The sequence below is a fragment of the Agrobacterium sp. LMR679 genome (genome assembly GCF_027157905.1).
GTDB classification, from domain to species: Bacteria; Pseudomonadota; Alphaproteobacteria; order Rhizobiales; family Rhizobiaceae; genus Agrobacterium; species Agrobacterium leguminum.
In genome coordinates, this window is sequence record NZ_JAPVOJ010000002.1 from 680,458 (window position 1) to 706,580 (window position 26,123).

Genomic DNA, 26,123 nt, shown 5'->3' on the forward strand with positions numbered 1-26,123 from the left:
TTGTGATGCTCTGCAATCCTTCTTCATTCCGTGGAGGCGGAAGAAGATGCGGGAGGAAATCTTGAGGATTGCCAAGGCCCCACGCTGAGTTCTCAGCGTCGGCACAGATGCGCCCTGAAGCCCCCTTCCGCATAAACGAAAAACGACGCCCAAAAAGGGCATCCTGAGGAGGGTTTTCCAAGTGAAGCATTTTCTTATCGGCACATTCCTGGCAGGCGTGATCGCGCTTCCGGCGGTTGCAGCGGATTACACCATCATCGCCCCGGCCAATCCCGGCGGCGGCTGGGACCAGACCGCGCGTTCCCTGCAGACCGTGCTGCAGGAAGAAGGCATTTCCAAGAGCGTTCAGGTGCAGAACGTACCGGGCGCCGGCGGCACCATCGGTCTTGCGCAGTTCGCCAGCCAGCAGAAGGGCAACCCGAACGCCCTCATCGTCGGCGGTTACGTCATGGTCGGCGCGATCCTCACCAACAACGCGCCCGTCACGCTCAAGGAAGTAACGCCGATCGCCCGTCTGACCGGCGAATATGAAGCCATCGTCGTTCCCGCATCTTCGCCGCTGAAGACCATTGGCGACCTCATCGACCAGCTCAAGAAGGATCCGGGCAGCGTTTCCTGGGGCGGCGGCTCCGCCGGCGGCACCGACCATATCGCCGTTGGCCTGATCGCCAAGGCGGCCGGCGTCGATCCGACCAAGATCAACTACATCGCTTACTCCGGCGGCGGCGAAGCGCTTGCCTCGATCCTCGGTTCGCAGGTAACCGCCGGTATTTCGAGCTACGGCGAATTCGAAAGCCAGGTAAAGGCCGGCACGCTGCGCCTGCTCGCGGTTTCCAGCGAAGAGAAGCTGGAAGGCGTCGATGCGCCGACGCTGAAAGAAAGCGGCCTTGATGTCGTCGTCCAGAACTGGCGCATGGTCGCCGCTCCTCCCGGCCTGACGCCGGAACAGGAAAAGGCCGTCAATGCCGACATCGAAAAGCTGGTGAAGTCCGCCAAGTGGCAGGAAACCCTGAAGACCAAGAGCTGGATGGACACCTATCTCGCCGGTGACGAATTCAAGGCGCAGCTCGCCAAGGATACCGACGCCACCGCCGCCATCCTCAAAGACATCGGACTGGTAAAATGAGCCAGGGTTCCAACCCTTCGCAGCATCAAAAGCGCCGCCCTGACTGGGCGGCGCTGGCGATCGCCATCTTCCTCGTCATCATCGCCTGCGTGATCTTCTGGGACAGCGCTCGTCTCGCCAGCGTCACCGGTTATTCGCCGGTCGGCCCGGCAACCGTGCCTTACGCCATCGGCTTCTGTCTTGTCGGCCTGGCGCTGTGGACGGCCGTTGAGGCCTGGCGCGGGGATTTTCCCGACCGCGACAAACAGGAAATCGCCCCGGTTATCTGGGTCGTCGCCGGCCTTGCCGCGCAGATGCTGTTGCTCAACGTCGCGGGTTTTTCCATTGCCACCGGCCTGCTTTTCGCCTTTACGGCGCGTGCCTTCGGCAAACGCAAGCTCTGGTATTCGATCCCCATCGGCATCGCCCTGAGCTTCTTCATCTGGTTCATCTTCGCGCGGCTGCTGCAGCTTTCGCTGCCCGCCGGGCCTCTGGAACGGCTGTTGTTCTAACAGCCATTCCGACCAAAATTTGAGATCACAGGAAACCGCAGGCGCGCAATGACGCATATGCCAGCCGTTCCGCCCGCCCATCGGGTCCACTTGGGGGACATCTGTCCATGAGTACCTTTGAATTCCTGCTGCACGGTCTTGAGGTTGCCGCCCAACCCATGAACCTGCTCTATGCGCTGATCGGCGTCACGCTCGGCACCGCCGTCGGCGTTCTGCCCGGCATCGGGCCGGCGCTGACCGTGGCGCTGCTTCTGCCCGTCACCTACAGGCTCGATCCCGCCGGTTCGCTCATCATGTTCGCCGGCATCTATTATGGCGGCATGTATGGCGGCTCGACCACCTCGATCCTGCTCAACACGCCGGGCGAAAGCGCCTCGATCGTGACCGCGCTCGAAGGCAACAAGATGGCCCGCAAGGGCAGAGGCGGCCCGGCGCTGGCCACCGCCGCCATCGGCTCCTTCGTCGCAGGCCTCATCGCCACCATCGCGCTCGCCTTCATCGCGCCCTATATCGTCAAGCTGGCGCTGGTTTTCGGCCCGCGTGAATATTTCGCGCTGATGGTGCTCGCCTTCGTCACCGTCTCCTCCGCTTTCGGGGATTCGGCACTGCGCGGCCTCACCTCGCTATTCATCGGCTTTGCGCTTGCCATCGTCGGCATCGACCAGCTGACCGGCCAGACCCGCATGAGCTTCGGCATTCCCGACCTGCTCGACGGTGTGGAAGTGACCACGCTTGCGGTCGCCATGTTCGCCATCGGCGAAACGCTGTTCATCGTCGCTCAGGGCAGCACCGGCCCCGACAAGGTCGAAGCCGTCAAGGGCTCCGTCTGGATGAGCGCGCAGGACTGGGCACGCTCCTGGAAAGCCTGGCTGCGCGGCACGCTGATCGGCTTCCCCATCGGCGCCATGCCGGCGGGTGGTGCTGAAATCGGCACCTTCCTGTCCTACGCCACCGAAAAGAAGCTGACCAAATATCCGGAAGAATTCGGCCACGGCGCCATCGAAGGCGTGGCCGGTCCGGAAGCCGCCAACAATGCGTCCGCCGCCGGCACGCTGGTTCCGCTGCTCACACTCGGCCTGCCGACGACGGCGACCGCCGCCATCATGCTCGCCGGCTTCCAGCAATATGGCCTTCAGCCCGGCCCGCTGCTGTTCGCCACCAATCCGCAGCTCGTCTGGGGCCTGATTGCCAGCCTGTTCATCGCCAACCTGATGCTGCTGGTGCTCAACCTGCCGCTCGTCGGCCTGTGGGTGAAACTGCTGACCATTCCGAAGCCCTGGCTTTATGCCGGCATCCTGCTGTTTGCGACGCTCGGCACCATCGGCGCCAACCCGTCGGTCTTCGAACTCGGCATGCTGCTCGCCTTCGGTATCCTCGGCTATATCATGCGCATCTTCGGTTATCCGATTGCGCCTGCGGTCGTCGGCCTCATCCTCGGCCCGCTCGCCGAGCAGCAGCTGCGCCGCGCGCTCGCCATCGGTCAGGGCGATCCGACGGTGCTGTTCACCTCGCCGATTGCCGTTGGCCTCTTCATCGTGGCAGCCGCCGCCTTCATCATCCCGCTCATCATGCGTATCCGCGGCCGTGGCGAAGTGCTGACGCAGCTTGCCGCCAACGAGGACTGAGAAACAAAGAACCTCCCAAGGCAACTGGCCCCGTATCTCCGGATGCGGGGCCTTTTTTATTCACGCCAACGGGATGTGTGATGCACGCACGCCCATGATAGAATTGCGCCAACCGCAGGAGAAAGACATGCGCACGATTGCGATCATGATGGTTCTGGCGCTTGCCGGCTGCACCACCGCCCCCGATGTCGAGCCCATTCCCGGCAGCATCACCTATGGCGGACAGCCTCGCACCAAACTCACCAAATCCCCCATCGGCAGCACGCTCAGCAATGAATTCGTGATGGGCGACGGGCGGCTGGCGATCGAGACCTACCGCGTGCAACCGGACCGGTCGCTGAAACTGGAGAGACGCGAAATCGTCGGCGACTGGCCGCCGGATTGATGGAAGATATGGGCCTTGATGTGGTTCCCGCTTCTACTACGACTGACCAATCTTGCCGTCATGCCGGACTTGATCCGGCATGACGGATGTCGTGGCTAGGCTGCGTCCTGGGTCCGGCGATCACAACGAGTCTTGCTATGCGCGGCTCCCCCTTTCCCGCTCACGGCAATTCAGAACCGTTCTAAAACATAATTTTGATTTCCGCCGACCTTGCCAATAAAGCTGATCGCCAACATCAAGTTAACCCGGTGGGATCGTTTCCACCGGCCCGGAACATAGTGCAAGGGACATATAAGTGGCCATCAACTTCACCTTCCCCCTTCGGCTGCTGGCGGCAGCGGCCTTCAGCCTTGGCGCAATGACGGCAAGTGCCGAAGAAATGACGATCAAGCATGCGCAGGGCGAGACCGTGCTGAAGGCGGCGCCGAAGAAGGTTCTGGTTCTCGATATTCCCTCGCTCGACAATCTCGATGCGCTCGGCGTCGAGCCCGCCGGTGTCGTCGGCTCCAACCTGCCCACCTATCTGCAGAAATATGCCGACGGCAAATATCTGAAGGTCGGCACGCTGTTTGAGCCCGATTATGAGGCTATCAATGCGGCCGAGGCCGATCTCGTCATCGTCGGCGGCCGTTCGCGGGCGAAATATCCGGACGTTGCGAAGATCACGCCCGCCATCGACATGTCGGTGGATTCCAAGGAATTCATCGGCAGCGTCAAAGCCAATATCACCAAGCTCGGCGATATCTTCGGCAAGCAGGAAGAAGCCAGGAAGCTCGATGCCGCCATTGATGAAAAAGTGGCCAAGCTGAAGGAAATCGCACCCAACTCCGGCACGGCGATGATCCTCGTCACCAATGCCGGCAAGGTCGGCGTTTATGGCCCAAGCTCGCGCACCGGCTGGCTGCACACCGAAATCGGCTTCAAGCCGGTCGCAGCCGACATCGACGACCGCTTCGACCGCGGCGATGTCGTCTCCTTCGAATATCTGGCCGAGGTCAACCCCGAATGGCTGTTCGTGATCGACCGCGACGCCGGCATCGGCCGCGCCACCGATCCCGGCAAGGCGGCAGCCCAGGTGCTGGACAACGAGCTGGTGCACCAGACCAATGCCTGGAAGAAAAAGCAGATCGTCTATCTCGACCCGCAGGCGGCCTATATCGTCAGCAGCGGCTATACGGCGCTCTCCACCCTGCTCGATCAGGTCTACAAGGCCGTCTCCGAGAAGAAATCGTAAAAGCCTCTAGGCATCCGCTTCTGAAGGTTGCTCCATACTCGACGTCATCCTCGGGCTTGACCCGAGGATCTACCAAGGTATCGTAAAATCAATAGGTTCCAGATCCTCGGGACAAGCCCGAGGATGACGGAGAGAAGCTTGTAGCCTCTCCGTAACCTGCTGGGTCGCCGGGAGCTTTCATCATTTTCGAAAAATCGCCGAAGTGAAATCTCTGTCCCTCATCCTTGCCCTTCTTCTGGCTCTGGTGCTCGCCATCACCAGCCTGTTCGTCGGCGTCAGCAATGTCTCGCTCGCCACGCTCTTTTCGCCTGATACCAGCGCGGACGCGCTGCGCGTGCTGCTCGTCAGCCGCATTCCGCGCACGCTGGCGCTGATATTGGCCGGAAGCTCGATGGCGATTGCCGGGCTCATCATGCAGATGCTGGTGCGTAATCGCTTCGTGGAACCTTCGACGGCGGGCACCACCGAATCCGCCGGCCTTGGCCTGCTCACCATCACCCTGCTGGCGCCGGATACGCCGATCTTCGGCAAGATGCTGGTGGCCGCCGTTTTCGCGCTCGCCGGCACCGCGCTGTTCCTGCGTATCCTGAGGCAGGTGCCGTTGCGCGACGTGCTGCTGGTGCCGCTGATCGGCATCATGCTGGGCGGCGTCATCTCCGCCGTCACCACCTTCTTCGCTTATCGTTTCGACCTTCTACAATCGCTCGGCGCATGGATGACGGGAGATTTTTCCGGGTGCTGCGCGGCCGTTATGAATTGCTGTGGGTCGGCTTCCTTTTCGCCATCGCCGCCTATCTCGCCGCAGACCGCTTCACCGTGGCGGGCATGGGCCGCGACTTCACCACCAATCTCGGTCTGAACTATCGCCGGGTCATGGCGCTCGGCCTCACCATCGTTTCGCTGGTGAGCGCGGTCGTCGTCGTCACCGTCGGCATGATCCCCTTTCTCGGGCTGATCGTGCCGAATGTCGTCAGCCTGATGATCGGCGACAATATGCGCCGCTCGGTACCATGGGTGGCGACGCTCGGCGCGGTCTTCGTGCTTTCCTGCGACATCATCGGCCGGACCGTGCGTGCGCCTTACGAAATACCCATCGGAACCGTGGTCGGCGTCATTGGCAGCGCGCTGTTCCTCTATCTTCTGCTGCGGAAACGCCACCATGCGTGAGAGACATCCCGACCGGCGTGCAAAAACCGTTCTGCTCGTGCTTGCGGCATTCGCACTCATCTCCATGGCCGCCTTCATGACGCTCGGCGCAAAGGGGAGCTGGAGCTTCGTACTGCCGTTTCGCGGCATCAAGCTTCTGTCGCTGCTGCTGGTGGCCTATGCCATCGCGGTCTCCACCGTGCTGTTCCAGACGGTCACCAACAACCGCATCCTCACCCCTTCGGTGATGGGTTTCGATTCGCTTTACGTGTTGATGCAGACCGGGCTGATCTTCGTCTTCGGCTCGGCAACCGTCGTCCTGATCGATCCGCAGCTGAAATTTCTCACGGAGACCGCGCTGCTCGTCGCCTTTTCCGCCCTGCTCTATCGCTGGCTTTTCGTCGGAGCGGAACGCAGCCTGCATCTTCTGGTGCTGGTGGGCATCGTCTTCGGCGTCTTCTTCCGCAGCCTCTCGGGCTTCATGCAGCGCGTGCTCGACCCCAATGAATATACGGTGCTGCAGGATGTGCTGTTCGCCAGCTTCAATTCCATCGATCCGACGCTTCTTGCCGTCTCCGCCGCCATCATCGGCGTGGTGACCATCATCGGGCTCAGGCTCATGCACACGCTCGACGTCCTCTCGCTCGGCCGCGCAACGGCCATCAGCCTCGGGGTCGAGTATAAGCGCACGGTCACCATCATCCTCGTGCTGGTCTCCGTGCTGGTCGCCGTCTCCACCGCACTCGTCGGCCCGGTCATGTTCTTCGGGCTGCTGGTCGCAGCCCTTGCCCATTATCTCACCGGCAACGGCAAACACGCCTATGTGTTGCCGGCGGCGATCCTCATCGCCGTGATCTGCCTCGTCGGCGGTCAGGTGGTGCTGGAGCGGGTCTTCGCCTTCGATACGGCGCTCTCGATCATCATCGAATTTCTGGGCGGTATCGTCTTTATCGGTCTTATTCTGAAGCGGGGTGCGCGATGATCATCGCCAGTCAGATCAGCAAATCCTATGGCGACAGCCTCGTCGTTGACGGCGTCTCCGTCTCCATTCCGGCAGGCGGCGTCACCTCCATCATCGGGCCGAACGGTGCTGGAAAATCGACGCTGCTTTCCATCGTCGCAAGGCTGATGTCGATGGATGCCGGAACCGTGACGGTGGGCGGTCTGGATGTCACGAAAACCCCTTCCGACACGCTGGCCAAGCGGCTCTCCATATTGCGGCAGGACAACCACATCTCCTCGCGCCTGACGGTGCGCGATCTCGTCGGTTTCGGCCGTTACCCCTATTCCAAGGGCCGCCCCACCATCGAGGACAAGGTCCATATCGACCGGGCGCTGGAATATCTCAATCTCGAAACCCTTGCCGGCCGGTTTCTGGACGAGCTTTCCGGCGGCCAGCGCCAGCGCGCCTTCGTGGCCATGGTGCTGTGCCAGGATACCGATTACGTGCTGCTCGACGAGCCGCTCAACAATCTCGACATGAAACACGCTTCCAGCATGATGAAGATCATGCGCAAGGCAGCTGACGAGCTGAAGAAGACCGTGGTTCTGGTGCTGCACGACATCAACTTCGCCTCCTGGTATTCCGACACCATCATCGCCATGCGCGAGGGCCGCATCTGCCATCAGGGGCCGGCGGAAGAGATCATCCGGCCGGACGTCCTCAAGGACATCTATGACATGCCGATCCGCGTCAATGAGATAGACGGCCGGCGCATCTGCCTGTTTTACGAATGACATGATGATTGTGCAGGATTTTCGCTGTCATGTTGCCTAACATGGAACAGGGCCTCAGGCCCGGACGTTAAACGACGGACTTTTCCAAAGCGGCATTCCGTCCGCAACTTCAGGAGACATCGATGAAGACGCACAAGACGAAGAACGACCTGCCTTCCAACGCCAAGTCGACCGTAATCGGCATTCTCAACGAATCGCTGGCCTCGGTGATCGACCTTGCGCTCATCACCAAGCAGGCGCACTGGAACCTCAAGGGCCCGCAATTCATCGCCGTGCACGAACTTCTCGACACTTTCCGCACCCAGCTCGACAATCACGGCGACACGATTGCCGAACGTGTGGTCCAGCTTGGCGGCACGGCGCTCGGCAGCCTGCAATCGGTCTCTTCGACGACGAAGCTCAAGGCCTATCCGACCGATATCTACAAGATCCACGACCATCTCGACGAACTGATCGAGCGTTATGGCGAGGTCGCGAACATGATCCGCAAGGCGATCGACGATTCCGACGAGGCGGGCGATCCGACGACGGCCGATATCTTCACCGCCGCCTCGCGCGATCTCGACAAGTCGCTCTGGTTCCTTGAAGCGCATGTGCAGGAAAAGAGCTGAGCCGGAAGCGGCTCCTGCTACAACACACGCGAAAGCGCCCGAGATGCTCGGGCGCTTTTTTATTGTCATATGGCGCAATCAGTGCCGACGTAAAACCGCAAGACCGATATCGCGCAACATCTCATGGTCGAGAATGCCGCGCTGGGCGCTACGGATCAAAACCGCTGCGCACTCATTGGCAACATGGCTGCTGCGGTCTTGAAAGCATTCGAAACATACGCCATCGAAAATAGTCTGCAAATCGGTGATCTGCTCCGGCGACAATTGTGCGCCAACCCGTTCAAAAGCTGCGTACGACAAGGCTCATCCTCCCGATGATGATATGCCAAGTATCGTTCCCAATATCGTTTCGATTTTTCTTGTGGACAGGGAATTTGTACACCCGAACGAATCACTTGTCGAATCAGATTTTAACCAAATGTAAATAGGTTATTTTCTGGCCTTCCCGCCGGCCGCCACCCCAGGACAGGGAGATAAAAACCAGTTGAAACAATATCTTCAGCGGAAATTCCCTGCGCTTCAGCCCGCGATGGCCGTCAGATTTCGGATAAATCCACACACAGGCGGATTTCCACCGAAACCGCAAAAGAAACTGTTGCATTCCAAAAACGATTGAGCGATATAGCACCCGTCGCCGCTTGGTGGCCCACGGTTCAGCGAACTACCCCGGACCGGTGGATTTGAGCGGGTGTAGCTCAGGGGTAGAGCACAACCTTGCCAAGGTTGGGGTCGAGGGTTCAAATCCCTTCGCCCGCTCCAAATTTCCAGAACAGGCAGATAAATCTTCACTGCACCCGATGTGAGACGCGTCGTTTCCATGGGCTGTGCCGCGCGAAATGCGCGAGGATTTCCCACGCATGGGGAAACCGGGAAGAGCGTTCCCTTCCCGGTCCTCATTCTCAGGCGGCCTGATCCCAGACGGGTGCAAGCCCTTCGGGTGAAACGATGCGGCCATCCGGCCTGGCAAGCGCGCGGATCGCCGCCATTTCATCGGCGGAAAGCTCGAAATCGAAGATGGCGAGATTTTCATCGACGCGCGCTTCGCTGACCGTCTTCGACAGTGCGATGACACCCTGCTGCTGCACGAGCCAGCGCAGCACCACCTGCGCCACCGACTTGCCACGGCCTGCGGCGATTTCCTTCAGCACCGGATCGGTGAAGACCTTGCCATCGGCCATGCCGTAATACCCCGTCACAGACATGCCGGCGGCCTTTGCCGCGGCGATAACCACGTCCTGATCGATATAGGGGTGGTATTCGATCTGGTTGGTCACGACCGGGGCCCTGGACAGCTTCACCGCCTCGGCCATCAGCGCCGTGCTGAAATTGGAAACGCCGATATGGCGCACCTTGCCGGCTTGCCTAACCGCGTTCAGCGCGCCGATCTGTTCGGCAAGCGAAACCGCCTCATTCGGCCAATGCAGCAGCAGCAGGTCGACATAATCGGTCTTCAGCTTTTTCAGGCTCTCATCCACGGAGGCGAGGAAGGCATCGTGCCTGTAGTTCTCGACCCAGACCTTGGTGGTGAGAAACACGTCGCCGCGCGCCATACCGGAGGCAGCAATAGCTTCGCCGACTTCCGCTTCGTTGCCGTAGATCTGGGCGGTATCGATATGGCGGAAGCCGGCTTTCAGCGCATGGGGAACGATGCGCAGCACATCCGCACCGGGAATACGAAACGTGCCGAAGCCCAGTGCCGGGATCGAACCGCCATTTGCGGTGACATCAAACATATATTTTCTCCTTTGAAGCGGCCCGGCCGACTTGGGAGCGGCCGGGAATTTTACGGAAAGTTCAGGCGGTTTTCAGGGTCAGCGCGGCGCGGCGGTCGAGCGCGCTGCTCCAGAGGGTCAAGAGCAGGGCCACGGCGACGAGAATGGCGCCGACCCACGGGGTTGCGGCAAGACCCATCGGCGATTCCACCACCAGACCGCCAAGCCATGCGCCAATGGCGATGCCGAGGTTGAAGGCGGCGATGTTGAGCGCCGAGGCGACATCGACGGCGCCGGGGCGATGTTCCTTGGCAAGCTGCACCACATAAAGCTGCAGGCCGGGAACATTGGCGAAGGACAGGAAACCGAGCGCGGCAAGCGTGATGAGCGTCAGGACCGGCGAGAAGGCGGTGAAGGAAAAGACGAGCAGCACGATGGCCTGCGCCAGGAAGAGGCCGATCAGCGCCCTGGCCGGATTATGGTTGGCGATCCTGCCGCCGCCGATATTGCCGGCCGCAATGGCGATGCCATAAAGCACGAGGATCAGGCTGACGCTTTTTTCCGAAAAGCCGGTGACATCCTGCAGGATCGGCGCAAGGAAGGTGAAGGCGACAAAGGTGCCGCCGTAACCGAGCGCGGTCATGGCGAAAACGATGAGCAGGCGACCGGAGCCGAGAACACGGACCTGATCGAAGAGGCTCGCCGGCGGCGCCTTCTTGAGCGTGTTCGGCAGAAGCGTGGCAATGCCGAAGAAGGCGATGACGCCAAGTCCGGCAACGGCCCAGAAGGTGGCGCGCCAGCCGAAGACCTGCCCGATATAGGTGCCGAGCGGAACGCCGGTGACGATGGCGACCGTCAGCCCCATGAACATCATGGCGATGGCCGAGGCGCGGCGATTTTCCGGCACGAGATCGGCGGCAATCGTGGAGCCGACCGAGAAGAAGACGCCATGGGCGAAGGCGGCGATGACGCGGGCGACAAGCAGCATCTCATAGCTGGGCGACAGGGCGGCCGCGCTGTTGCCGATGATGAACAGGGCCATCAGGCCGAGCAGCAGCGGCTTTCTTTCGATCCTGCCGGTCAGCGCCGTCAGGATCGGCGCACCGAAGGTGACGCCCAGCGCATAAACGCTGACGATGAGGCCGGCAAGCGGCAGGGTAATGTGAAGATCGTTGGCAACCGTCGGCAGAAGGCCGACAATCACGAACTCCGTGGTGCCGATCGCATAGGCCGCGATCGTCAGGGCAAATATGGCCAATGGCATGACGAATACCTCTTCGCCCGGAGCGGGATCGCGGGCGTTCTGGACAGCGACGCCGTCCGGTTGGATCAAATCTATGGACGCAATATGGGCGAAGGGGACTTGCATGATAATCGGTAAGGTCGGATAAATACCTTTGAATTGATTTCACAGGTGGTGCGGCGATGGACAATCGGGCCGGAGAAATGGAAGTCTTCGTGGCGGCGGCTGAACTCGGCAGTTTTTCCGCCGCCGGGCGCAGGCTGAAGCTTTCACCCTCGGCGGTGAGCAAGCTTGTCACCCGTATCGAAGACCGCCTCGGCACCCGGCTGCTTGCCCGCTCCACCCGGCTTGTCACGCTTACACCGGAGGGCGAAGTCTATCTTGCGCGGGCAAGGCGCATTCTCGCCGACATAGCCGAGACCGAGCAGATCGTGGCGAGCGGCGGCAAGGTGGTGCCGCGCGGCCTTTTGCGCGTCAACGCTACGCTGGGCTTCGGCGAACGTTATCTCCTGCCGCTTGCGCCGGAATTTTTGTCGCTTTATCCGGAAATCGAGCTGGATATCTCGCTGACCGACGGCGTCATCAGCCTGATAGAGGAACGTACCGATATCGCCATCCGCTCGGGCGCGATGGGAGATTCATCCCTGAAGGCGAGAAAGCTTAAAGAGGTGCGCCGGGTCATCGTCGCCTCCCCCGCCTATATCGAACGACACGGCATGCCGGAAAAACCGCAGGACCTGGCGCGGCACAATTGCTTCAGCTTCAATTTCAGCCGCAGCCTCAACGAATGGCCGTTTCGCAACCCCGGCTCTGCGGAAGTCTACCGACTGCCCGTAACGGGCAACGTCTCGGTCAACAGTGGCATGGCCATGCGAAGGCTCTGCCTGACGGGCCTGGGGCTGGGAAGGGTCGGCGAATTTCATATCGAGCCGGATATCGAGGCGGGCCTGCTCGTGCCGGTGCTGGAAGACTATAATGCCGAGGAGATGGAAGTGATCCACGCGGTTTATGCCGGTCACGAACATCTGGCCGCCCGCGTGCGCGCCTTCATCGATTTTGTCGCAGCAAGGGTCGGGCGGTGACTGGCCGCCTCACACCAGGCCGTGCACCAGCTTGGCCAGCCAGTCGACAAAAACGCGGACCTTGTTGGTTACATGACGGGTCTGGGGATAGACCACATAGATCGGCATGGCCTCGCGCCGCCATTCGGAAAGCACCGGCACCAGCTCGCCCCGCGAAAGCGCATCCTTCACCATGAAGACGGGAAGCTGCACGATGCCCATGCCGGCCAGCGCCGCATTGAGATAGGTGCGGCTGTCATTGACCGAGACAACGTAATTCGGGGTCAACTCGACGCTGCGCACGCCATTGTCGAAGGAGGCCGGCATGATCTGGCCGGTGGTGGCATTGAGGTAGCCCACCGAATAATGCTCCTTCTCCAGATCCTCCGGTTCTTGCGGCATGCCGAAATTTTCGATGTAGGATGGCGAGGCGAATGTCTCGAACCGGAGTTCGCCCACTTTACGGGCAATCAGCGACTGATCGCGCAGCACGCCGACCCGCAGCGCACAGTCGACATTCTCCGCAATATAATCGACCAGACGGTCGCCGACACCGAGATCGAGACGGATTTGCGGATAACGCTGGTAAAATTCGCAAAGATGTGGGATAACCACCAGGTCCGCGAAGACACCGGCCATTTCCACCCGCAACCGGCCGGAGGGCTGCACCTGCGCGCTGGACATGCTGCCGTCAAGTTCTTCGATTTCCGATAAAATCTGTGAGGCCCGCTCATAATAGAGAGCGCCGTCCGTTGTCAGCATCACCCGGCGCGTGGTGCGGTTAAGAAGTGTGGTGTGCAAATGCGCCTCCAGCGCCTGCACCATATTGGTAACCGTGGTTTTCGGCATGTTCAGCGCGGTGGCGGCGCGGCTGAAATTGCCGGTTTCCACGACACGCGTAAAAACCCGCATGGCGGAGAGCTGATCCATTCACTGCCTCGGAGATATGATTATCCGTGATTTCGGAATAGTGTTTTCAAATTTGCATGCTTGATCGTTTCGATCCGAACAATAATATGGATTTCAGATTTTGCAATATGATCCGTCTCGAGCATGTCGCGCAAAAATGCGCGGCGGTTTTGCGGTGACGACATGCGGCAAGGTAAAGACTTAAAGCGCAGGTGCTATCCAGAAGATCGCAACACTCTTTAAGTGGTGGCGCAAAGGATCTGGGTTCATGAACGCGCATTGGGAAAATATGGGTAGCGAGACGTCCGCGTCGAAGCTCTCCGTGCGCCGTTATGAAGGTTCCTGCCTCTGCAGCCATCCGCCTGTGGTGCTTTATCTGCGCGGCGGATCGTTTCTGGAACCCGGTCTCGAGCCGGGCGGCAATTGCCCCGAGCTTCCGGTGGCCCGCGCGCTTGCGGAAAGCGGCGCAGTGGTCGTGGAGGCCGACTATAGCAAGCCGTCCGGCAACGAGTTTCCGATGGTCATCGACTGCGCCTATGAGGCGCTCGATCATCTGAGCCGGGATCGCAAGCATTATGGCGGCGCGAAATCGCTGCTGTTCGTGGCCGGCGAAGAGGCTGGCGGCAATGTGGCGGCGGGGCTTGCCTTGAAGGCCCGTGACCGCATGCCGGGTAAACTCGCAGGCCAGATTCTTCTGTCGCCCATGATCGACCCGATGATGACGACGGAATCCTTCCGCGACGCGGACAGGATCGGCATGCGTCAGCGCTGGGCCGATGGCTGGAGCCATTACCTTGCCAAGGCGTGCGGGTTTTTCCACCCCTATGCCGCGCCCTGCCAGTGCACGCGGCTGAACCGGGTGGCGCCGGCGCTGATCTTTACCGCCGAGGACGACCCTCTGCGCGACGAAACGGTCGGTTATGCCGACAGGCTCATCGCCTCAGGCGTCTGCGTCCGGCAGCATGTTTTCCCCGCCGGTGTCGGCTGGACGGGGCTTTATCAAGGAGAGGGCGGAGGATGGGTCTCATCCGTCTGTTCGGAGTTCAAGACCTTCGTTGACCAGTTAAAACACTGAAAATTCGCATTTATTTATGAACGACCTGCTCCCGATCGGGGGCGAAGGAGACACCTATGACGCTGAACACAAAGCGCCGGGCCCTGACGGGCGCCGGTATCGGGCTTGCTATGTCCGTTGCAGCCGCAGCACTGTTTTTCGACCTCCCCACCAGCCGCAACGCCACGGCTGCCTCCACGCCTGCCGAAACGCCGGCAATCCCGGTCACCGTCGCCAAGGTGGAAAGCCGCGACGTCATGCGCTGGGAAGAGTTTTCCGGCCGTCTCGAAGCCGTTGACCGGGTGCAGATCCGCTCCCGCGTCGCCGGCCAGATCAAGGCCGTGCATTTCCGCGAAGGCGCGCTGGTGAAGGAAGGCGATCCTCTCTTCACCATCGATCCCGCCCCCTATCAGGCCGCCGTTGCCGGCGCTGAGGGCCAGGTCGCTTCGGCTGAAGCCAAGGTCAGCCTTGCGAAAACGGAACTCGACCGTGGCCGCAGGCTTTCCGACAATCGCACCATCTCCCAGAGCGATCTCGACCAGCGTCAAAGCTCGTTTGCGGATGCCGAAGCCCAGCTTCGCGCCGCCCGCGCCGCACTGACCACGGCGCAGCTCGATCTTGGTTACACCGAAATCCTCGCCCCGGTTTCCGGCCGCGTCGGCCGCATCGAAATCACCGCCGGTAACCTCGTCGCCGCCGGCTCGACCTCGCCGGCGCTGACGACACTGGTATCGGTCAACCCGATCTATGCCAGCTTCAACGCCAGCGAAGGCGTGGTGGCCAAGGCGCTTGCCGAACTGCCGCAGACGGACGGCGCGCTGCCCGCCCTCGAGCAGATCCCCGTGGAAATCGGTACGCTTTCGGATGAAGGCACGCCGATCAAGGGCACGCTGCACCTGATCGACAACCAGGTGGATTCGGCAAGCGGCACCATCGGTGTCCGCGCCGTCTTCGAAAATCCGGACGGCAGGCTCATCCCCGGCCAGTTCGTGCGGGTGCGCATGGGTGAACCGAAGCCGGAAAACCGCATCGTCATCAGCGACCGCGCCATCGGCACGGATCAGGACAAGCGCTTCGTCTTCGTGGTCGATGCCGAAAACAAGGTGAGCTACCGCCAGATCAAGCCCGGCGCACCGGCTGATGGCCAGCGCATCATCGAAAGCGGCCTTGCCGCCGGTGATACGATCGTCGTCAACGGCCTGCAGCGCATTCGCCCCGGTGCCACCATCGCACCGCAGGCGGAAGACAAGGTTGCTGCCTCGCAGTAACCCGCCTCTTTGATCAGTAAGCGTCCCGCGTTCCGCGAGACGCCCCTTCAGACAGAACCGGCCTTCACCGGCGGCAGGATTGCCGCCGGAACGGCCTTCGCATTCCCAAAGACCCGGAGAGGGACTGGATATGAATATTTCCAGATTTTTTGTCGACCGGCCGGTATTCGCCGGCGTGTTGTCGATCCTGATTGTGGTGGCAGGCCTTCTCGGCATGCGCGCCCTGCCGATTTCGGAATATCCCGAAGTCGTTCCGCCATCCGTCGTCGTGCGCGCCACTTATCCCGGTGCGAACCCGACTGTTATCGCTGAAACCGTCGCGACACCGCTGGAAGAACAGATCAACGGCGTCGAGGACATGCTCTACATGGGCAGCCAGGCAACCTCCGACGGCGTGCTGACGCTGACCGTCACCTTCAAGCTCGGCACCGATCCCGATAAGGCGCAGCAGCTGGTGCAGAACCGCGTGTCGCAGGCCGAACCGCGCCTGCCGGCGGAAGTCCGCGCGCTCGGCATCACGACGGTCAAGAGCTCGCCCGACTTCATCATGGTCGTCAACCTCGTCTCGAAGACCGACGCCTATGACATCACCTATCTGCGCAACTATGCGACGCTGAACGTCAAGGATCGCCTTGCCCGCATCGAAGGTGTTGGCCAGGTGCAGGTCTTCGGCGCAGGCGACTATTCCATGCGCGTCTGGCTCGATCCGCAGAAGGTGGCAGAGCATGATCTCGCCGCCAGCGACGTTTCCGACGCCATCCGCCAGCAGAACGTGCAGGCCGCAGCCGGCGTCATCGGCGCTTCGCCAAGCCCGAATGGCGTCGACCTGCAGCTCAACGTCAATGCGCAGGGCCGTCTGACGACGCCGGAAGAATTCGGCAACATCATCGTCAAGAGCGGCGCCAATGGCGAAATCACCCGCCTGCGTGACGTCGCCCGCATCGAACTCGGTGCGGCCGATTACACGCTGCGCTCGCTGCTCGACGGCGAACCCGCCGTGGCTGTCGCCGTGCTTCAGGCCCCCGGCTCCAACGCCATCGAAATCGCCGACAATGTCCGCGCCACGATGGACAATCTGCAGCTGGCAATGCCTGACGGTGTGAAATACGAGATCGTCTACGATACGACGAAATTCGTGCGCTCCTCCATCGAGAAGGTCGTTGACACACTCCTCGAGGCCGTTGGCCTCGTGGTACTTGTCGTCATCCTGTTCCTGCAGACCTGGCGCGCTTCGATCATTCCGCTGATCGCCGTTCCGGTCTCGATCATCGGCACCTTCGCCGTCATGTATGCCTTCGGATTCTCCATAAATGCCTTGACCCTGTTCGGCCTTGTGCTGGCCATCGGCATCGTGGTGGATGACGCGATCGTGGTCGTCGAAAACGTCGAGCGAAACATTGAAAACGGGCTCTCGCCGCGTGACGCCACCTACAAGGCCATGCGCGAAGTGTCCGGCCCGATCATCGCGATTGCGCTGGTTCTGGTCGCCGTCTTTGTGCCGCTCGCCTTCATCTCCGGCCTGTCCGGGCAGTTCTACCGGCAGTTCGCGCTGACGATCGCCATCTCCACCGTCATTTCGGCGATCAACTCGCTGACGCTGTCGCCCGCCCTTGCGGCCCTGCTGCTCAAGGAACACGGCGCGCCGAAAGACTGGCTGACCCGCTTCATGGACAAAATCCTCGGCTGGTTCTTCCGCGGCTTCAACCGTGCCTTCGGCGCCGCATCGAACGGCTACGGCAAGACCGTCGGCGGGCTGGTGACGCGCAAGAGCCTTGTCATGATCGTCTATATGGCGCTGGTGGCCGCCACCTACGGCATGTTCACGACAGTGCCGAGCGGCTTCGTGCCGGCGCAGGACAAGCAGTACCTGATCGGTTTTGCCCAGCTCCCGGATGGCGCAACGCTTGACCGCACGGAAAACGTCATCAAGCGCATGAGCGACATCGCCCTGGAAACACCCGGCGTCAGCCACGCCATCGCCTTCCCCGGCCTGTCGATCAACGGCTTCACCATTGGCTCCAATTCCGGCATCGTCTTTGCGGTTCTCGATGATTTCGAAAAACGTAAGACACCGGAACTGTCCGGCGGCGCCATCGCCATGCAGCTGAACCAGAAATATGCGGGCATTCAGGATGCCTTCATCGCCATGTTCCCGCCGCCGCCGGTCAACGGCCTCGGCCAGACGGGCGGCTTCAAGCTGCAGATCGAAGACCGCGCCGGCTACGGCTATCAGACGCTGGATGAAGCGGCGAAGGCAGTGATCGGCAAGGCCTATCAGACGCCGGAGCTGGCGGGCATCTTCTCCAGCTATCAGATCAACGTGCCGCAGCTCTTCGCCGATCTCGACCGCGCCAAGGCCGAGCAGCTGGGTGTCTCCGTCAGCGACGTCTTCCAGACGCTGCAGATTTATCTCGGCTCGCTCTATGTCAACGACTTCAATGCTTTCGGACGGACATACAGCGTGCGGGTCCAGGCGGATTCCCAGTTCCGCGCCCATGCCGAAGATATCGGTCGCCTGAAGGTTCGCTCCGCATCGGGTCAAATGATCCCGCTGTCGACGCTCTTAAAGGTAAATGCGACGACGGGGCCGGAGCGCACCAACCGTTATAACGGCTTCCTTGCGGCCGATATCAACGGCGGTCCGGCACCGGGCTTCTCTTCTGGACAGGCGCAGGCGGCAATTGAAAAAATCCTTGCCGAAACCCTGCCCGCCGGTGTCGACTATGAATGGACGGACCTCACCTACCAGCAGATTCTGGCAGGCAATTCCAGCATCGTGGTCTTCCCCTTGGCGCTGCTGCTCGTCTATCTCGTGCTGGCTGCGCAATATGAAAGCCTCACTTTGCCGATCGCGATCATCCTGATCGTCCCGCTCGGTGTACTTGCGGCCCTCACCGGCGTCTGGCTGACAGGAGGGGACAACAACATCTTTACGCAGATCGGCCTTGTCGTCCTTGTGGGTCTTTCAGCGAAGAACGCGATCCTGATCGTGGAATTCGCCCGGGAGCTGGAATTTGAAGGACGAACGCCGCTTCAGGCGGCCATCGAGGCAAGCCGGCTTCGCCTTCGCCCGATCCTGATGACCTCGCTCGCCTTCATCATGGGCGTGGTGCCGCTGGTCATCTCCACCGGTGCGGGTGCTGAAATGCGCGCCGCCATGGGTGTCGCGGTGTTCTCCGGCATGATCGGCGTGACGTTCTTCGGCATCTTCATGACACCGGTTTTCTATGTGCTGGTGCGCAAGCTGGCGGGCAACCGCCCGCTCATCCAGCACAAGCAGGAAGAACCGGCCAATTCGGACTACAAGCTCGAAAAGGCCGGCTGAAACCTAACTCCCATCCACCGCCACCTTCGAAGCAAGCCCGCCGCGCATCATCAGATGCGCGGCGTTTTTATGGCTGGAAATGTCTATGCGGCTCTACTGAAATAGAATCAGTTTCAAATGCTTAAGCGGGAAAATCGCCTATATTGTTCCGCATTGAACCTGTCAAAGATCAATATATCCGCACCAACTCGACGGAGCTGCAAGAAACGATGCTATTTTATGCTTTGTATTTTGTGGTAAATTCTCAAGAACAGGGTGATTCGGACTAAATGATTTAGTTCAGGGGCTGCATGATGGAGCAGGAATACGAAAACTGGGCAACGACCGTTGCCTATTCGATTGTGATGCATGAAGGTCTGGATCTGGCGCTTTCCGCGCAGAACCTGGACAGAAGCAAGACCAGAAACAACCGTGAGCGGCTGATGGAAGCCATTCGCACATCGTTGCTGGAAGCCCGTTCGCGCAGCCATCTGACGGCAGTGTAACGGCCTACCCCTTGCCTGGGTCCGCTCTCATGCTTGCGGCATCTCATCCGCAGCGGGATCAGGCCGGAAGCAGGTCGGTCCGCACCGCGGCCTTCAGCGGCAGATGATCCGAGGCGATGCGCGCCAGCGCGCTGTCATGCGCCTCCACCTGCTCGATCAGCCCTTCACGATTGGCGATGATCCTGTCGAGCGCCAGCACCGGCAGGTTGGACGGAAAACTCGGCACCGCCGGCGGCAAAGCGCCAAAAGCATCCCGGAAGGTATTGAGCGACGACCCGTTGCCGAGACGCCATTCGTTCAGGTCTCCCATCAGGATGGTCGCGCATTCGTTGCGTGCTTCCAGAAGGCCGATCAGTGCTTTCGCCTGCTGGGCGCGGGAATGTCTGAGAAGCCCGAAATGGGCGGCGATGACCCGCAGCGTGCCGCCACTTTTCAGATCCAGCTCCACGACGAGCGCGCCGCGCGGCTCCAGCCCCGGCAATTTCAGCGTATGAACGTCCCTCACCGCCCCTTCCTTGAACAGCACGACATTGCCGTGCCAGCCATGCGCCTTCACCCCTGCCTGCACCGGCACGGGAATGAGGCCGCTTTCCCGCTCCAGCCGGGCAAGATCGAGCAGGCCGGTACGCTCTCCGAAACGGCTGTCCGCTTCCTGAAGGGCGATGATATCAGCGCCGATTTCCTGAATGACGCGGCTGGTGCGATCGGGATCGAACTTGCGGTCGCGGCCGACGCATTTGTGCACATTGTAGGAGGCGATGACGGGGAAGGAATGGTCTTTCGTCGCTGGCGCCGCATTCTGGCGCTGGCGGCGGTCGCGCAGCGACTGCATGACGAAGGCGGACAGGCTGGTGTTTTTCGTCAAGGCCGTTTTTTCATCATCCAGCAAACCGTTCTTTTTCACGCGTCGATGCCTCCGGTTTCGCGCAGCGCCCTGCCGGACGCACCGCACTCTAAAGATAAGGCGAAGCGAGCCACAGGACACGCTCCACAAAACGGACAACGAATGGCCGCGCATTCAGTTCGCTGAGCCGCACGGGCAAGGCGGTTGCCCGTGCATCCCGGATGCGCTCGCCGATTGTCGCGGCGAATTCCTCATCCATAACTTCGAGATCGATCTCAAAGTTCAACCGCAGCGAACGCGGATCGAGATTGGAAGAGCCAATGTAGCTCCAGCGCCCGTCGATCACCAGAAGCTTGGAATGATTGAAAGCCCCCGTCGCCCGCCAGATGCGGCAGTAATTCTTCAGCATCTGGTCGAACTGCGCCGTCATCGCCCTGTCCACAAGCACCAGATTGTTGCTTTTCGGCACGATGATATCCACCACGACTCCCCGCCTTGCTGCGGTTATGAGCGCCGAAATAAGCTCCCGATCGGGGAGAAAATAGGGCGACATGATGAGAATGGAGGAACGCGCGACGGAAAACGCGCCCATCAGCATCTTGTGACTGGTCTCGATGCTCTTGTCCGGCCCGGAGGAGCAGACGCGGGCGACGATCTGCGAACCCGGCACGGCATCGGGAACGGCGATATCCCAGACCGGCGCATCCAGAAGCTCGCCCGTCGTGAACCGCCAGTCCTCCGCCGCAATGGAGAAAAAATCCGAAACCACCGGCCCGGTGGTCTTGAAATGCGTGTCGTGCGACTGGCTTTCGCCGCCGAACTCAAGGGTGAACCCCTCGCGGATATTCATGCCGCCGCTGAACGCGATGCGCCCGTCCACCACGAGGATCTTGCGGTGGGTACGCAGATTGGCATAGGGCAGCCGCAGCCCCATGATGACGTTGCCATTGAAGACATCGCAGACGATGCCCTTTTCCCTAAGCGTCGGCAGGATGCTCGGCACGGAATAACGCGCACCCACCGCATCCACCAGCACCCGCACCTCCACGCCGCGAAACTTCGCCCTTTCGAGTGCGGCGACAAAGCGGGCGCCGATCCGGTCATTGTCGAAAATATATGTTTCGAGAATGATCGACCGCTTCGCCTCGTCGATAGCCTCCAGCATGGCGGCATAGGCGGCATCCCCCGTAACCAGCGGCTCGATGCCGTTGCCGGTCGTCAGCGCATGGCGCGTCACCCGGTCGCCCAGCGTCTTCATCGCCTCGAAACGCCGTCCGAACCGCGTGGCGATCAATTCGCCGCTGGCATCCAGACGCGCCACGCGATCCATGATCTCGTCCTGCATGAAGGACCGCTGCTGCGTGATGTTGGACCGGCGAATGCGGTTGATGCCGGCAATGGCATAGATGACCGCGCCGACGATGGGCGACAGCACGATGACGCCGACCCAACCGAGCGCGGAGCGAACCTCCTCCTTCGTCATCGTGGCATGCACGGCCGCCACGGTTCCCATCAAAATCGAGAGAACGGCAAGAATATGCGGCCAATAGGCAATGACGAGATCGAGCATGGTACAACTATAAAGTACTTCGGCAATCTCGCAATGACAGGCGGGCAGCGCTGGCAGAGACAAAGAACCTGACCGCGCCATGCTTTTGCGGGACAGACCCTTGCGGGATTAACGGTGGAAACCGGCCTTGCGATATGTCATGAGAGCGCATCTTGATCTTTGGGCAGTGGCAAGGCGGGGTGCACTTGCGGGCTTTCTGCCTCGTTTGAAAGCAAGAAGGCCGTGATGCAGGAAAATACACAGGGCGCCGTCATCGTCATTTCCAGCCATGTCATGCGTGGTTCCGTCGGCAATCGCGCCGCAGTCTTTGCGCTGGAGACACTCGGTTATCCCGTCTGGGCGGTGCCCACCATCGTTTTGCCCTGGCATCCCGGCCACGGCCCTTCCACCCGGATGCGCTTTCAGGACGACGATTTCGACAAGGCCATGACCGACCTCGAAAACGCCAAATGGATCGGCGAGGTCAAGGCTGTTCTGACCGGTTATTTCGGCAGTGCGGCGCAGGTGCGCTCCGTCGCAAGGCTGATCCGCAATCTGAAGGAAAAGAACCCGGCGCTGATCTACGCCTGCGACCCGGTCATGGGCGATCTGGGCGGGCTTTACATTCCGCTCGAGACCGCAGAAGCCATCCGCGATCACCTCATTCCGCTTGCCACCGTCGCCACGCCGAACCGTTATGAACTGGCCTGGATGAGCGGCGCGGAGCTCGAGACCAACAATGCCATCATGGATGCCGCACTTGCGCTGGGCCCGCCGAAAATGCTGGTTACCTCGGCCGTGCCGATGATGACGGGCGGCACCGGCAATCTTTATCTCAGCGGCCGCCACGCGCTGCTTGCCGAACATCGCGCCATTGAGAATGCGCCGAACGGGCTTGGCGATCTGATGTCGGCGCTGTTCCTCGCCCGCCTGCTGGAAGGCATGGATGACGAAAAGGCGCTGCAGCTCGCAACCGCCAGCGTGTTCGAAATTCTGGCCCGCACCAAAAAACGCGAGATGAACGAACTGACGCTGGAGACGGACTCTTCGAGCCTCTCCACACCCATGGCCATGGTGCAGATGCGTCATCTCTTGCATCCTTCGCGCAGCAAGCGCAAATAGCGGCTAGAGCATTTCCAGGAAAAGTGGCCCTCGGTTTTCCGTCCGGAAATGCGGCAAACAAGGAGTTGGAGCGATTTCGCGGTTCGAAGAAAAGCGAAAATGCTCCAAAGGATTGGTCTTCAACGCACCGGGTTCTTCTCTTGATCTCGGTCCAACCACAACGGTACTGCGATAGATGAAAGATTTTCCGGAAACCCTTCTCAACGGCTACAAGAACTTCATGAGCGGCCGCTATGTCGACGAGCGCGAAAGATACCGCGTTCTGGCCGACACCGGACAGAAGCCGCAGACCCTTTTCATTGCCTGTTGTGACTCCCGCTCCGCGCCGGAAACCATTTTCGACTGCGGACCGGGAGAGCTTTTCGTCGTCCGCAACGTCGCCAACATGGTGCCGCCCTTCGAGCCGGACGGGCAGTACCACGCCACCTCGGCGGCCATCGAATATGCCGTTCAGGTTCTGAAGGTGAAGGATATCGTCGTCATGGGCCACGGCCGCTGCGGCGGCATTCAGGCAGCACTCGATCCCAATCTCGAGCCGCTGTCGCCGGGCGATTTCATCGGCAAATGGATGAACATGGTCAAGTCGGCCGCCGAGCAGATCCAGAGCAACGATGTCATGACCGCCTCCGAGCGCCAGACCGCGCTGGAACGCGTTTCCATCCGCAACTCCATCGCCAATCTGCGCGGCTTCCCCTTCGTCAAGGCGCAGGAAACCGCCGGCAAGGTGAAGCTGCACGGTGCATGGTTCGATATTTCGACCGGCGAGTTGTGGGTGATGGATAGCAAGACGGGCGATTTCCGTCGTCCGGATCTGTGATTTTCAAAGCCTCGTCACCCCGGACTTGATCCGGGGTCCAGCGCGATCAAGTCCTTGATCGCAGAAAGACTTTCTCCACGGCGCAGACGCGCCGTGGCTGGATGCCGGATCAAGTCCGGCATGACGGAAGCGAAATTTTAGCCCGTGAAAAGCGACCTTATTGGCCGTCAATCGCCTTGCCGATGAAGGCGATGGCCTGCTGGTAGACGCTTGCGGCGTTCCAGCCCTGGATGGCGGCGTAGTTCGCCTGTCCCTGCTGATAACCGGCGCCGCGCTGCCAGCCATGGCCGACAAGGAAGTTCGCGGTGGAAGCCAGCGCATCGGCGCGCGAACCGACGAGATCGATACGGCCGTCGCGGTCGAAATCAACGCCGTAACGCACGACGTTCAGCGGCAGGAACTGCGTCTGGCCGATTTCACCATGGGCAGCACCCTTGGCGTTGACGTTCAGCGAACCGCTGCCGACGAGCTTGAGGGCCGCATAAAGCTGCTCGGTGAAATAATCCGAACGACGGCAATCGAAGGAGAGCGTCGCGACGGCGGAAAGCGTGTGCTGGTTGCCCATGAAGCCGCCAAAGCCGGTTTCCATGCCCCAGATGGCGAGCAGCGGACCGGCCGGCACGCCATAGGCGCGCTCGATGGAAGCAAAGAGAGAAGCGTTGTTCTTCTTCATGGTCTTGCCGCGCGAAATGATCGTCTGACCGCCGCGCTTCTGCATGAACTGTTCGAAGGAGAGCTTGAAGCTGTGCTGGCCGCGGTCTGCGCGGATCGTCGCCTGGTTGTAGGAGACGCCGGAGAAAGCACGGTCGAGCACCGAGGCGCTGACGCCGCGGCCCGCCGCTTCCTGCTTGAAGGCGCCGACCCAGGCATCGAAGCCCGCCGAAGTGTTGCCGCATTGCGCGGCCATAACCGGCGTCGCTGCCAGAACCGAAACCATGGCCGCACCAGCCAGAATTACCTTCATTGCCCGCATCAAAATCTGCCTTCGATATCCTTTGGGGAATTTTTCCCGAGAACCAAACCGTCAATACTGTATGATTCAGGTGCCAAAATTGCTTTTTGGCGGCCTAAATTGCCTTTCGGCAGCAAGGCCTGCAAATAAACTGGCCGTGATCGTCGCCAATTATGAAACCCGCCTGCCCCACACAGAACAGACGGGTTATACTTAACGAACCTTAAAAAATGGTATCAGGCAGCCGCCTTGCGGGGCTTGATGAAACCACGATTGATCAAGAGTTCGGCGATCTGGACGGCGTTGAGAGCCGCACCCTTGCGCAGATTGTCGGAAACAACCCACAGGTTGAGGCCGTTTTCGACCGTCGCATCTTCGCGGATGCGCGAGATATAGGTCGCGTCCTCACCGGCGGATTCAACCGGGGTGATGTAGCCGCCGTTTTCGCGCTTGTCGATGACGAGGCAACCCGGCGCTTCGCGCAGGATATCGCGCGCCTGATCGGCGGTGATCTCGTTTTCGAACTCGATATTGACCGATTCCGAATGACCGATGAAGACAGGAACGCGCACGGCCGTGCAGGTTACCTTGATCTTCGGATCGAGCATCTTCTTGGTTTCGGCCAGAACCTTCCACTCTTCCTTGGTGTAGCCGTCTTCCATGAAGACGTCGATATGCGGAATGACGTTGAAGGCGATGCGCTTGGTGAACTTCTTGGCTTCGACCGGATCGGCCACGAAGACGGCGCGGGTCTGCTGGAACAGCTCGTCCATGCCTTCCTTGCCGGCGCCGGAAACCGACTGGTAGGTGGAGACGACGACGCGCTTGATCTTGGCGAAGTCATGCAGCGGCTTCAGCGCGACGACGAGCTGCGCCGTGGAGCAATTGGGATTGGCGATGATGTTCTTCTTGGTGAAGCCCGCAACCGCATCGGCATTGACTTCCGGAACGATCAGCGGAACGTCCTGGTCGTAGCGCCATGCGGAAGAGTTGTCGATGACGACGCAGCCCTGCTGGCCGATCTTCGGCGACCACTTCTTGGAAACATCGCCGCCGGCCGACATCAGGCAAATATCCGTGTCGGAAAAATCGTAGTTCTCGAGGTTCGAGACCTTCAGCGTGCGGTCGCCATAGGAGACTTCCGTGCCCTGCGAGCGGGCGGAAGCGAGCGGCACGACTTCATCGGCGGGGAAACCGCGTTCGGCCAGGATATTGAGCATTTCGCGACCGACGTTGCCGGTGGCGCCTGCAATTGCAACTTTGAAACCCATGATCAAGCTCTCTTTCTGTCTCTCCTCTTTTTGGTGAGGTGGGAACCCGCATCGCATTGCGGCTTCCTCGATCCCCAGCCAAACCGGGGAGAGAGCGGTGGCCAGAGACGTTAGACGGTTTTAATCGTCGTTTTGGCCGTAATTCGGGTAGAATGA

At 60.6% G+C, this 26,123-nt stretch carries 23 protein-coding genes, 1 tRNA gene and 1 pseudogene; 17 read left to right on the forward strand and 8 right to left on the reverse strand.

Annotation, left to right across the window (positions count from 1 at the left end):
* Positions 1-181: 181 nt before the first annotated feature.
* The 9 genes and pseudogenes from O3W47_RS14150 (at position 182) to dps (ending at position 8,355) form a co-directional block, all read left to right on the forward strand.
* Positions 182-1,126, forward strand: coding sequence for a Bug family tripartite tricarboxylate transporter substrate binding protein (locus O3W47_RS14150; RefSeq protein WP_078051664.1), 945 nt, complete (start codon positions 182-184; stop codon positions 1,124-1,126).
* Complete coding sequence (locus O3W47_RS14155; protein WP_137003957.1) at positions 1,123-1,617, forward strand: tripartite tricarboxylate transporter TctB family protein; 495 nt, start codon at positions 1,123-1,125, stop codon at positions 1,615-1,617. Before O3W47_RS14150 ends, O3W47_RS14155 begins: the two co-directional genes overlap by 4 nt.
* Positions 1,618-1,724: 107 nt before the next feature.
* Complete coding sequence (locus O3W47_RS14160; protein WP_020809148.1) at positions 1,725-3,242, forward strand: tripartite tricarboxylate transporter permease; 1,518 nt, start codon at positions 1,725-1,727, stop codon at positions 3,240-3,242.
* A 127-nt stretch (positions 3,243-3,369) separates the two neighbouring features.
* Positions 3,370-3,627, forward strand: coding sequence for a hypothetical protein (locus tag O3W47_RS14165; protein ID WP_003522606.1), 258 nt, complete (start codon positions 3,370-3,372; stop codon positions 3,625-3,627).
* 295 nt (positions 3,628-3,922) lie between these two features.
* Entirely contained in the window at positions 3,923-4,861 is a 939-nt protein-coding gene (locus tag O3W47_RS14170) for a siderophore ABC transporter substrate-binding protein (protein WP_269313991.1), read from the forward strand.
* A gap of 202 nt (positions 4,862-5,063) precedes the next feature.
* Positions 5,064-6,028, forward strand: a pseudogene (locus O3W47_RS14175) (ABC transporter permease).
* Positions 6,021-6,989, forward strand: a complete 969-nt coding sequence (locus O3W47_RS14180) for an iron chelate uptake ABC transporter family permease subunit (RefSeq protein ID WP_269313992.1) — start codon at positions 6,021-6,023, stop codon at positions 6,987-6,989. Before O3W47_RS14175 ends, O3W47_RS14180 begins: the two are co-directional and overlap by 8 nt.
* The gene (locus O3W47_RS14185; RefSeq protein WP_269313993.1) at positions 6,986-7,744 is read left to right on the forward strand and encodes an iron ABC transporter ATP-binding protein; all 759 of its coding nucleotides are present in this window, start codon (positions 6,986-6,988) and stop codon (positions 7,742-7,744) included. Before O3W47_RS14180 ends, O3W47_RS14185 begins: the two co-directional genes overlap by 4 nt.
* Before the next feature lie 122 nt (positions 7,745-7,866).
* Complete coding sequence (gene dps, locus O3W47_RS14190) at positions 7,867-8,355, forward strand: DNA starvation/stationary phase protection protein Dps (RefSeq protein WP_003522611.1); 489 nt, start codon at positions 7,867-7,869, stop codon at positions 8,353-8,355.
* A gap of 78 nt (positions 8,356-8,433) precedes the next feature.
* Here dps and O3W47_RS14195 read toward each other — a convergent pair whose 3' ends face one another.
* Positions 8,434-8,655, reverse strand: a complete 222-nt coding sequence (locus O3W47_RS14195) for a hypothetical protein (protein WP_003522612.1) — start codon at positions 8,653-8,655, stop codon at positions 8,434-8,436.
* A gap of 384 nt (positions 8,656-9,039) precedes the next feature.
* Between O3W47_RS14195 and O3W47_RS14200 the strand changes: the two genes are divergently transcribed.
* Positions 9,040-9,114: transfer RNA gene (locus O3W47_RS14200), tRNA-Gly, on the forward strand.
* A gap of 140 nt (positions 9,115-9,254) precedes the next feature.
* Here the strand turns inward: O3W47_RS14200 and O3W47_RS14205 are convergent.
* Both O3W47_RS14205 and O3W47_RS14210 read right to left on the reverse strand, forming a co-directional pair.
* Positions 9,255-10,088 carry an aldo/keto reductase gene (locus O3W47_RS14205; RefSeq protein ID WP_269313994.1) on the reverse strand — a complete coding sequence of 278 codons (834 nt, stop codon included), beginning with the start codon at positions 10,086-10,088 and terminating at the stop codon, positions 9,255-9,257.
* 61 nt (positions 10,089-10,149) lie between these two features.
* The gene (locus tag O3W47_RS14210; protein ID WP_269313995.1) at positions 10,150-11,331 is read right to left on the reverse strand and encodes an MFS transporter; all 1,182 of its coding nucleotides are present in this window, start codon (positions 11,329-11,331) and stop codon (positions 10,150-10,152) included.
* 161 nt (positions 11,332-11,492) lie between these two features.
* Here O3W47_RS14210 and O3W47_RS14215 point away from each other — a divergent pair, with 161 nt between their 5' ends.
* Positions 11,493-12,392 (forward strand): LysR family transcriptional regulator, encoded by a 900-nt coding sequence (locus O3W47_RS14215; RefSeq protein WP_127757675.1) that lies wholly within the window; start codon positions 11,493-11,495, stop codon positions 12,390-12,392.
* Positions 12,393-12,401: 9 nt separating this feature from the next.
* On the opposite strand, the gene O3W47_RS14220 is transcribed toward O3W47_RS14215, so the two are convergent.
* Positions 12,402-13,301: a LysR family transcriptional regulator gene (locus O3W47_RS14220; protein WP_003522616.1), complete on the reverse strand. Its 900-nt coding sequence runs from the start codon at positions 13,299-13,301 to the stop codon at positions 12,402-12,404.
* Positions 13,302-13,548: 247 nt separating this feature from the next.
* On the opposite strand from O3W47_RS14220, the gene O3W47_RS14225 reads away from it, so the two are divergent.
* The 4 genes from O3W47_RS14225 (at position 13,549) to O3W47_RS14240 (ending at position 19,412) form a co-directional block, all read left to right on the forward strand.
* On the forward strand, positions 13,549-14,355 hold the full coding sequence (locus O3W47_RS14225; RefSeq protein ID WP_080815883.1) for an alpha/beta hydrolase fold domain-containing protein: 807 nt from the start codon (positions 13,549-13,551) through the stop codon (positions 14,353-14,355).
* 56 nt (positions 14,356-14,411) lie between these two features.
* Positions 14,412-15,602: an efflux RND transporter periplasmic adaptor subunit gene (locus tag O3W47_RS14230; RefSeq protein ID WP_080850934.1), complete on the forward strand. Its 1,191-nt coding sequence runs from the start codon at positions 14,412-14,414 to the stop codon at positions 15,600-15,602.
* A gap of 130 nt (positions 15,603-15,732) precedes the next feature.
* Complete coding sequence (locus O3W47_RS14235) at positions 15,733-18,927, forward strand: efflux RND transporter permease subunit (RefSeq protein ID WP_269313996.1); 3,195 nt, start codon at positions 15,733-15,735, stop codon at positions 18,925-18,927.
* A 290-nt stretch (positions 18,928-19,217) separates the two neighbouring features.
* A complete protein-coding gene (locus O3W47_RS14240) occupies positions 19,218-19,412 on the forward strand; it encodes a hypothetical protein (RefSeq protein ID WP_269313997.1) in 195 nt (64 codons plus the stop codon).
* A 58-nt stretch (positions 19,413-19,470) separates the two neighbouring features.
* On the opposite strand, the gene O3W47_RS14245 is transcribed toward O3W47_RS14240, so the two are convergent.
* Together O3W47_RS14245 and O3W47_RS14250 are read right to left on the reverse strand one after the other, a co-directional pair.
* Positions 19,471-20,316 carry an endonuclease/exonuclease/phosphatase family protein gene (locus O3W47_RS14245; protein WP_080815877.1) on the reverse strand — a complete coding sequence of 282 codons (846 nt, stop codon included), beginning with the start codon at positions 20,314-20,316 and terminating at the stop codon, positions 19,471-19,473.
* Between the two features lie 49 nt (positions 20,317-20,365).
* Positions 20,366-21,826: a phospholipase D-like domain-containing protein gene (locus O3W47_RS14250; protein WP_127757747.1), complete on the reverse strand. Its 1,461-nt coding sequence runs from the start codon at positions 21,824-21,826 to the stop codon at positions 20,366-20,368.
* 225 nt (positions 21,827-22,051) lie between these two features.
* Here O3W47_RS14250 and pdxY point away from each other — a divergent pair, with 225 nt between their 5' ends.
* Entirely contained in the window at positions 22,052-22,927 is an 876-nt protein-coding gene (gene pdxY / locus O3W47_RS14255) for a pyridoxal kinase PdxY (RefSeq protein ID WP_080815873.1), read from the forward strand.
* 175 nt (positions 22,928-23,102) lie between these two features.
* Complete coding sequence (locus tag O3W47_RS14260; RefSeq protein WP_006312112.1) at positions 23,103-23,744, forward strand: carbonic anhydrase; 642 nt, start codon at positions 23,103-23,105, stop codon at positions 23,742-23,744.
* Between the two features lie 157 nt (positions 23,745-23,901).
* Here the strand turns inward: O3W47_RS14260 and O3W47_RS14265 are convergent, their stop codons facing one another.
* Both O3W47_RS14265 and O3W47_RS14270 read right to left on the reverse strand, forming a co-directional pair.
* Positions 23,902-24,717, reverse strand: coding sequence for a lytic murein transglycosylase (locus O3W47_RS14265; RefSeq protein ID WP_080815871.1), 816 nt, complete (start codon positions 24,715-24,717; stop codon positions 23,902-23,904).
* A 215-nt stretch (positions 24,718-24,932) separates the two neighbouring features.
* On the reverse strand, positions 24,933-25,967 hold the full coding sequence (locus tag O3W47_RS14270) for an aspartate-semialdehyde dehydrogenase (protein ID WP_003522626.1): 1,035 nt from the start codon (positions 25,965-25,967) through the stop codon (positions 24,933-24,935).
* Positions 25,968-26,123 lie beyond the last annotated feature (156 nt).

What these genes read in the sequence shown, in the direction of transcription:
- O3W47_RS14155 (WP_137003957.1), top strand. Translation starts at nt 1,123, where the DNA reads ATGAGCCAGGGTTCCAACCCTTCGCAGCATCAAAAGCGCCGCCCTGAC.
- O3W47_RS14160 (WP_020809148.1), top strand. Translation starts at nt 1,725, where the DNA reads ATGAGTACCTTTGAATTCCTGCTGCACGGTCTTGAGGTTGCCGCCCAA.
- O3W47_RS14165 (WP_003522606.1), top strand. Translation starts at nt 3,370, where the DNA reads ATGCGCACGATTGCGATCATGATGGTTCTGGCGCTTGCCGGCTGCACC.
- O3W47_RS14180 (WP_269313992.1), top strand. Translation starts at nt 6,021, where the DNA reads ATGCGTGAGAGACATCCCGACCGGCGTGCAAAAACCGTTCTGCTCGTG.
- O3W47_RS14185 (WP_269313993.1), top strand. Translation starts at nt 6,986, where the DNA reads ATGATCATCGCCAGTCAGATCAGCAAATCCTATGGCGACAGCCTCGTC.
- dps (WP_003522611.1), top strand. Translation starts at nt 7,867, where the DNA reads ATGAAGACGCACAAGACGAAGAACGACCTGCCTTCCAACGCCAAGTCG.
- O3W47_RS14205 (WP_269313994.1), bottom strand. Translation starts at nt 10,088, where the DNA reads ATGTTTGATGTCACCGCAAATGGCGGTTCGATCCCGGCACTGGGCTTC.
- O3W47_RS14210 (WP_269313995.1), bottom strand. Translation starts at nt 11,331, where the DNA reads ATGCCATTGGCCATATTTGCCCTGACGATCGCGGCCTATGCGATCGGC.
- O3W47_RS14215 (WP_127757675.1), top strand. Translation starts at nt 11,493, where the DNA reads ATGGACAATCGGGCCGGAGAAATGGAAGTCTTCGTGGCGGCGGCTGAA.
- O3W47_RS14220 (WP_003522616.1), bottom strand. Translation starts at nt 13,301, where the DNA reads ATGGATCAGCTCTCCGCCATGCGGGTTTTTACGCGTGTCGTGGAAACC.
- O3W47_RS14225 (WP_080815883.1), top strand. Translation starts at nt 13,549, where the DNA reads ATGAACGCGCATTGGGAAAATATGGGTAGCGAGACGTCCGCGTCGAAG.
- O3W47_RS14230 (WP_080850934.1), top strand. Translation starts at nt 14,412, where the DNA reads ATGACGCTGAACACAAAGCGCCGGGCCCTGACGGGCGCCGGTATCGGG.
- O3W47_RS14235 (WP_269313996.1), top strand. Translation starts at nt 15,733, where the DNA reads ATGAATATTTCCAGATTTTTTGTCGACCGGCCGGTATTCGCCGGCGTG.
- O3W47_RS14240 (WP_269313997.1), top strand. Translation starts at nt 19,218, where the DNA reads ATGATGGAGCAGGAATACGAAAACTGGGCAACGACCGTTGCCTATTCG.
- O3W47_RS14250 (WP_127757747.1), bottom strand. Translation starts at nt 21,826, where the DNA reads ATGCTCGATCTCGTCATTGCCTATTGGCCGCATATTCTTGCCGTTCTC.
- pdxY (WP_080815873.1), top strand. Translation starts at nt 22,052, where the DNA reads ATGCAGGAAAATACACAGGGCGCCGTCATCGTCATTTCCAGCCATGTC.
- O3W47_RS14260 (WP_006312112.1), top strand. Translation starts at nt 23,103, where the DNA reads ATGAAAGATTTTCCGGAAACCCTTCTCAACGGCTACAAGAACTTCATG.
- O3W47_RS14265 (WP_080815871.1), bottom strand. Translation starts at nt 24,717, where the DNA reads ATGCGGGCAATGAAGGTAATTCTGGCTGGTGCGGCCATGGTTTCGGTT.
- O3W47_RS14270 (WP_003522626.1), bottom strand. Translation starts at nt 25,967, where the DNA reads ATGGGTTTCAAAGTTGCAATTGCAGGCGCCACCGGCAACGTCGGTCGC.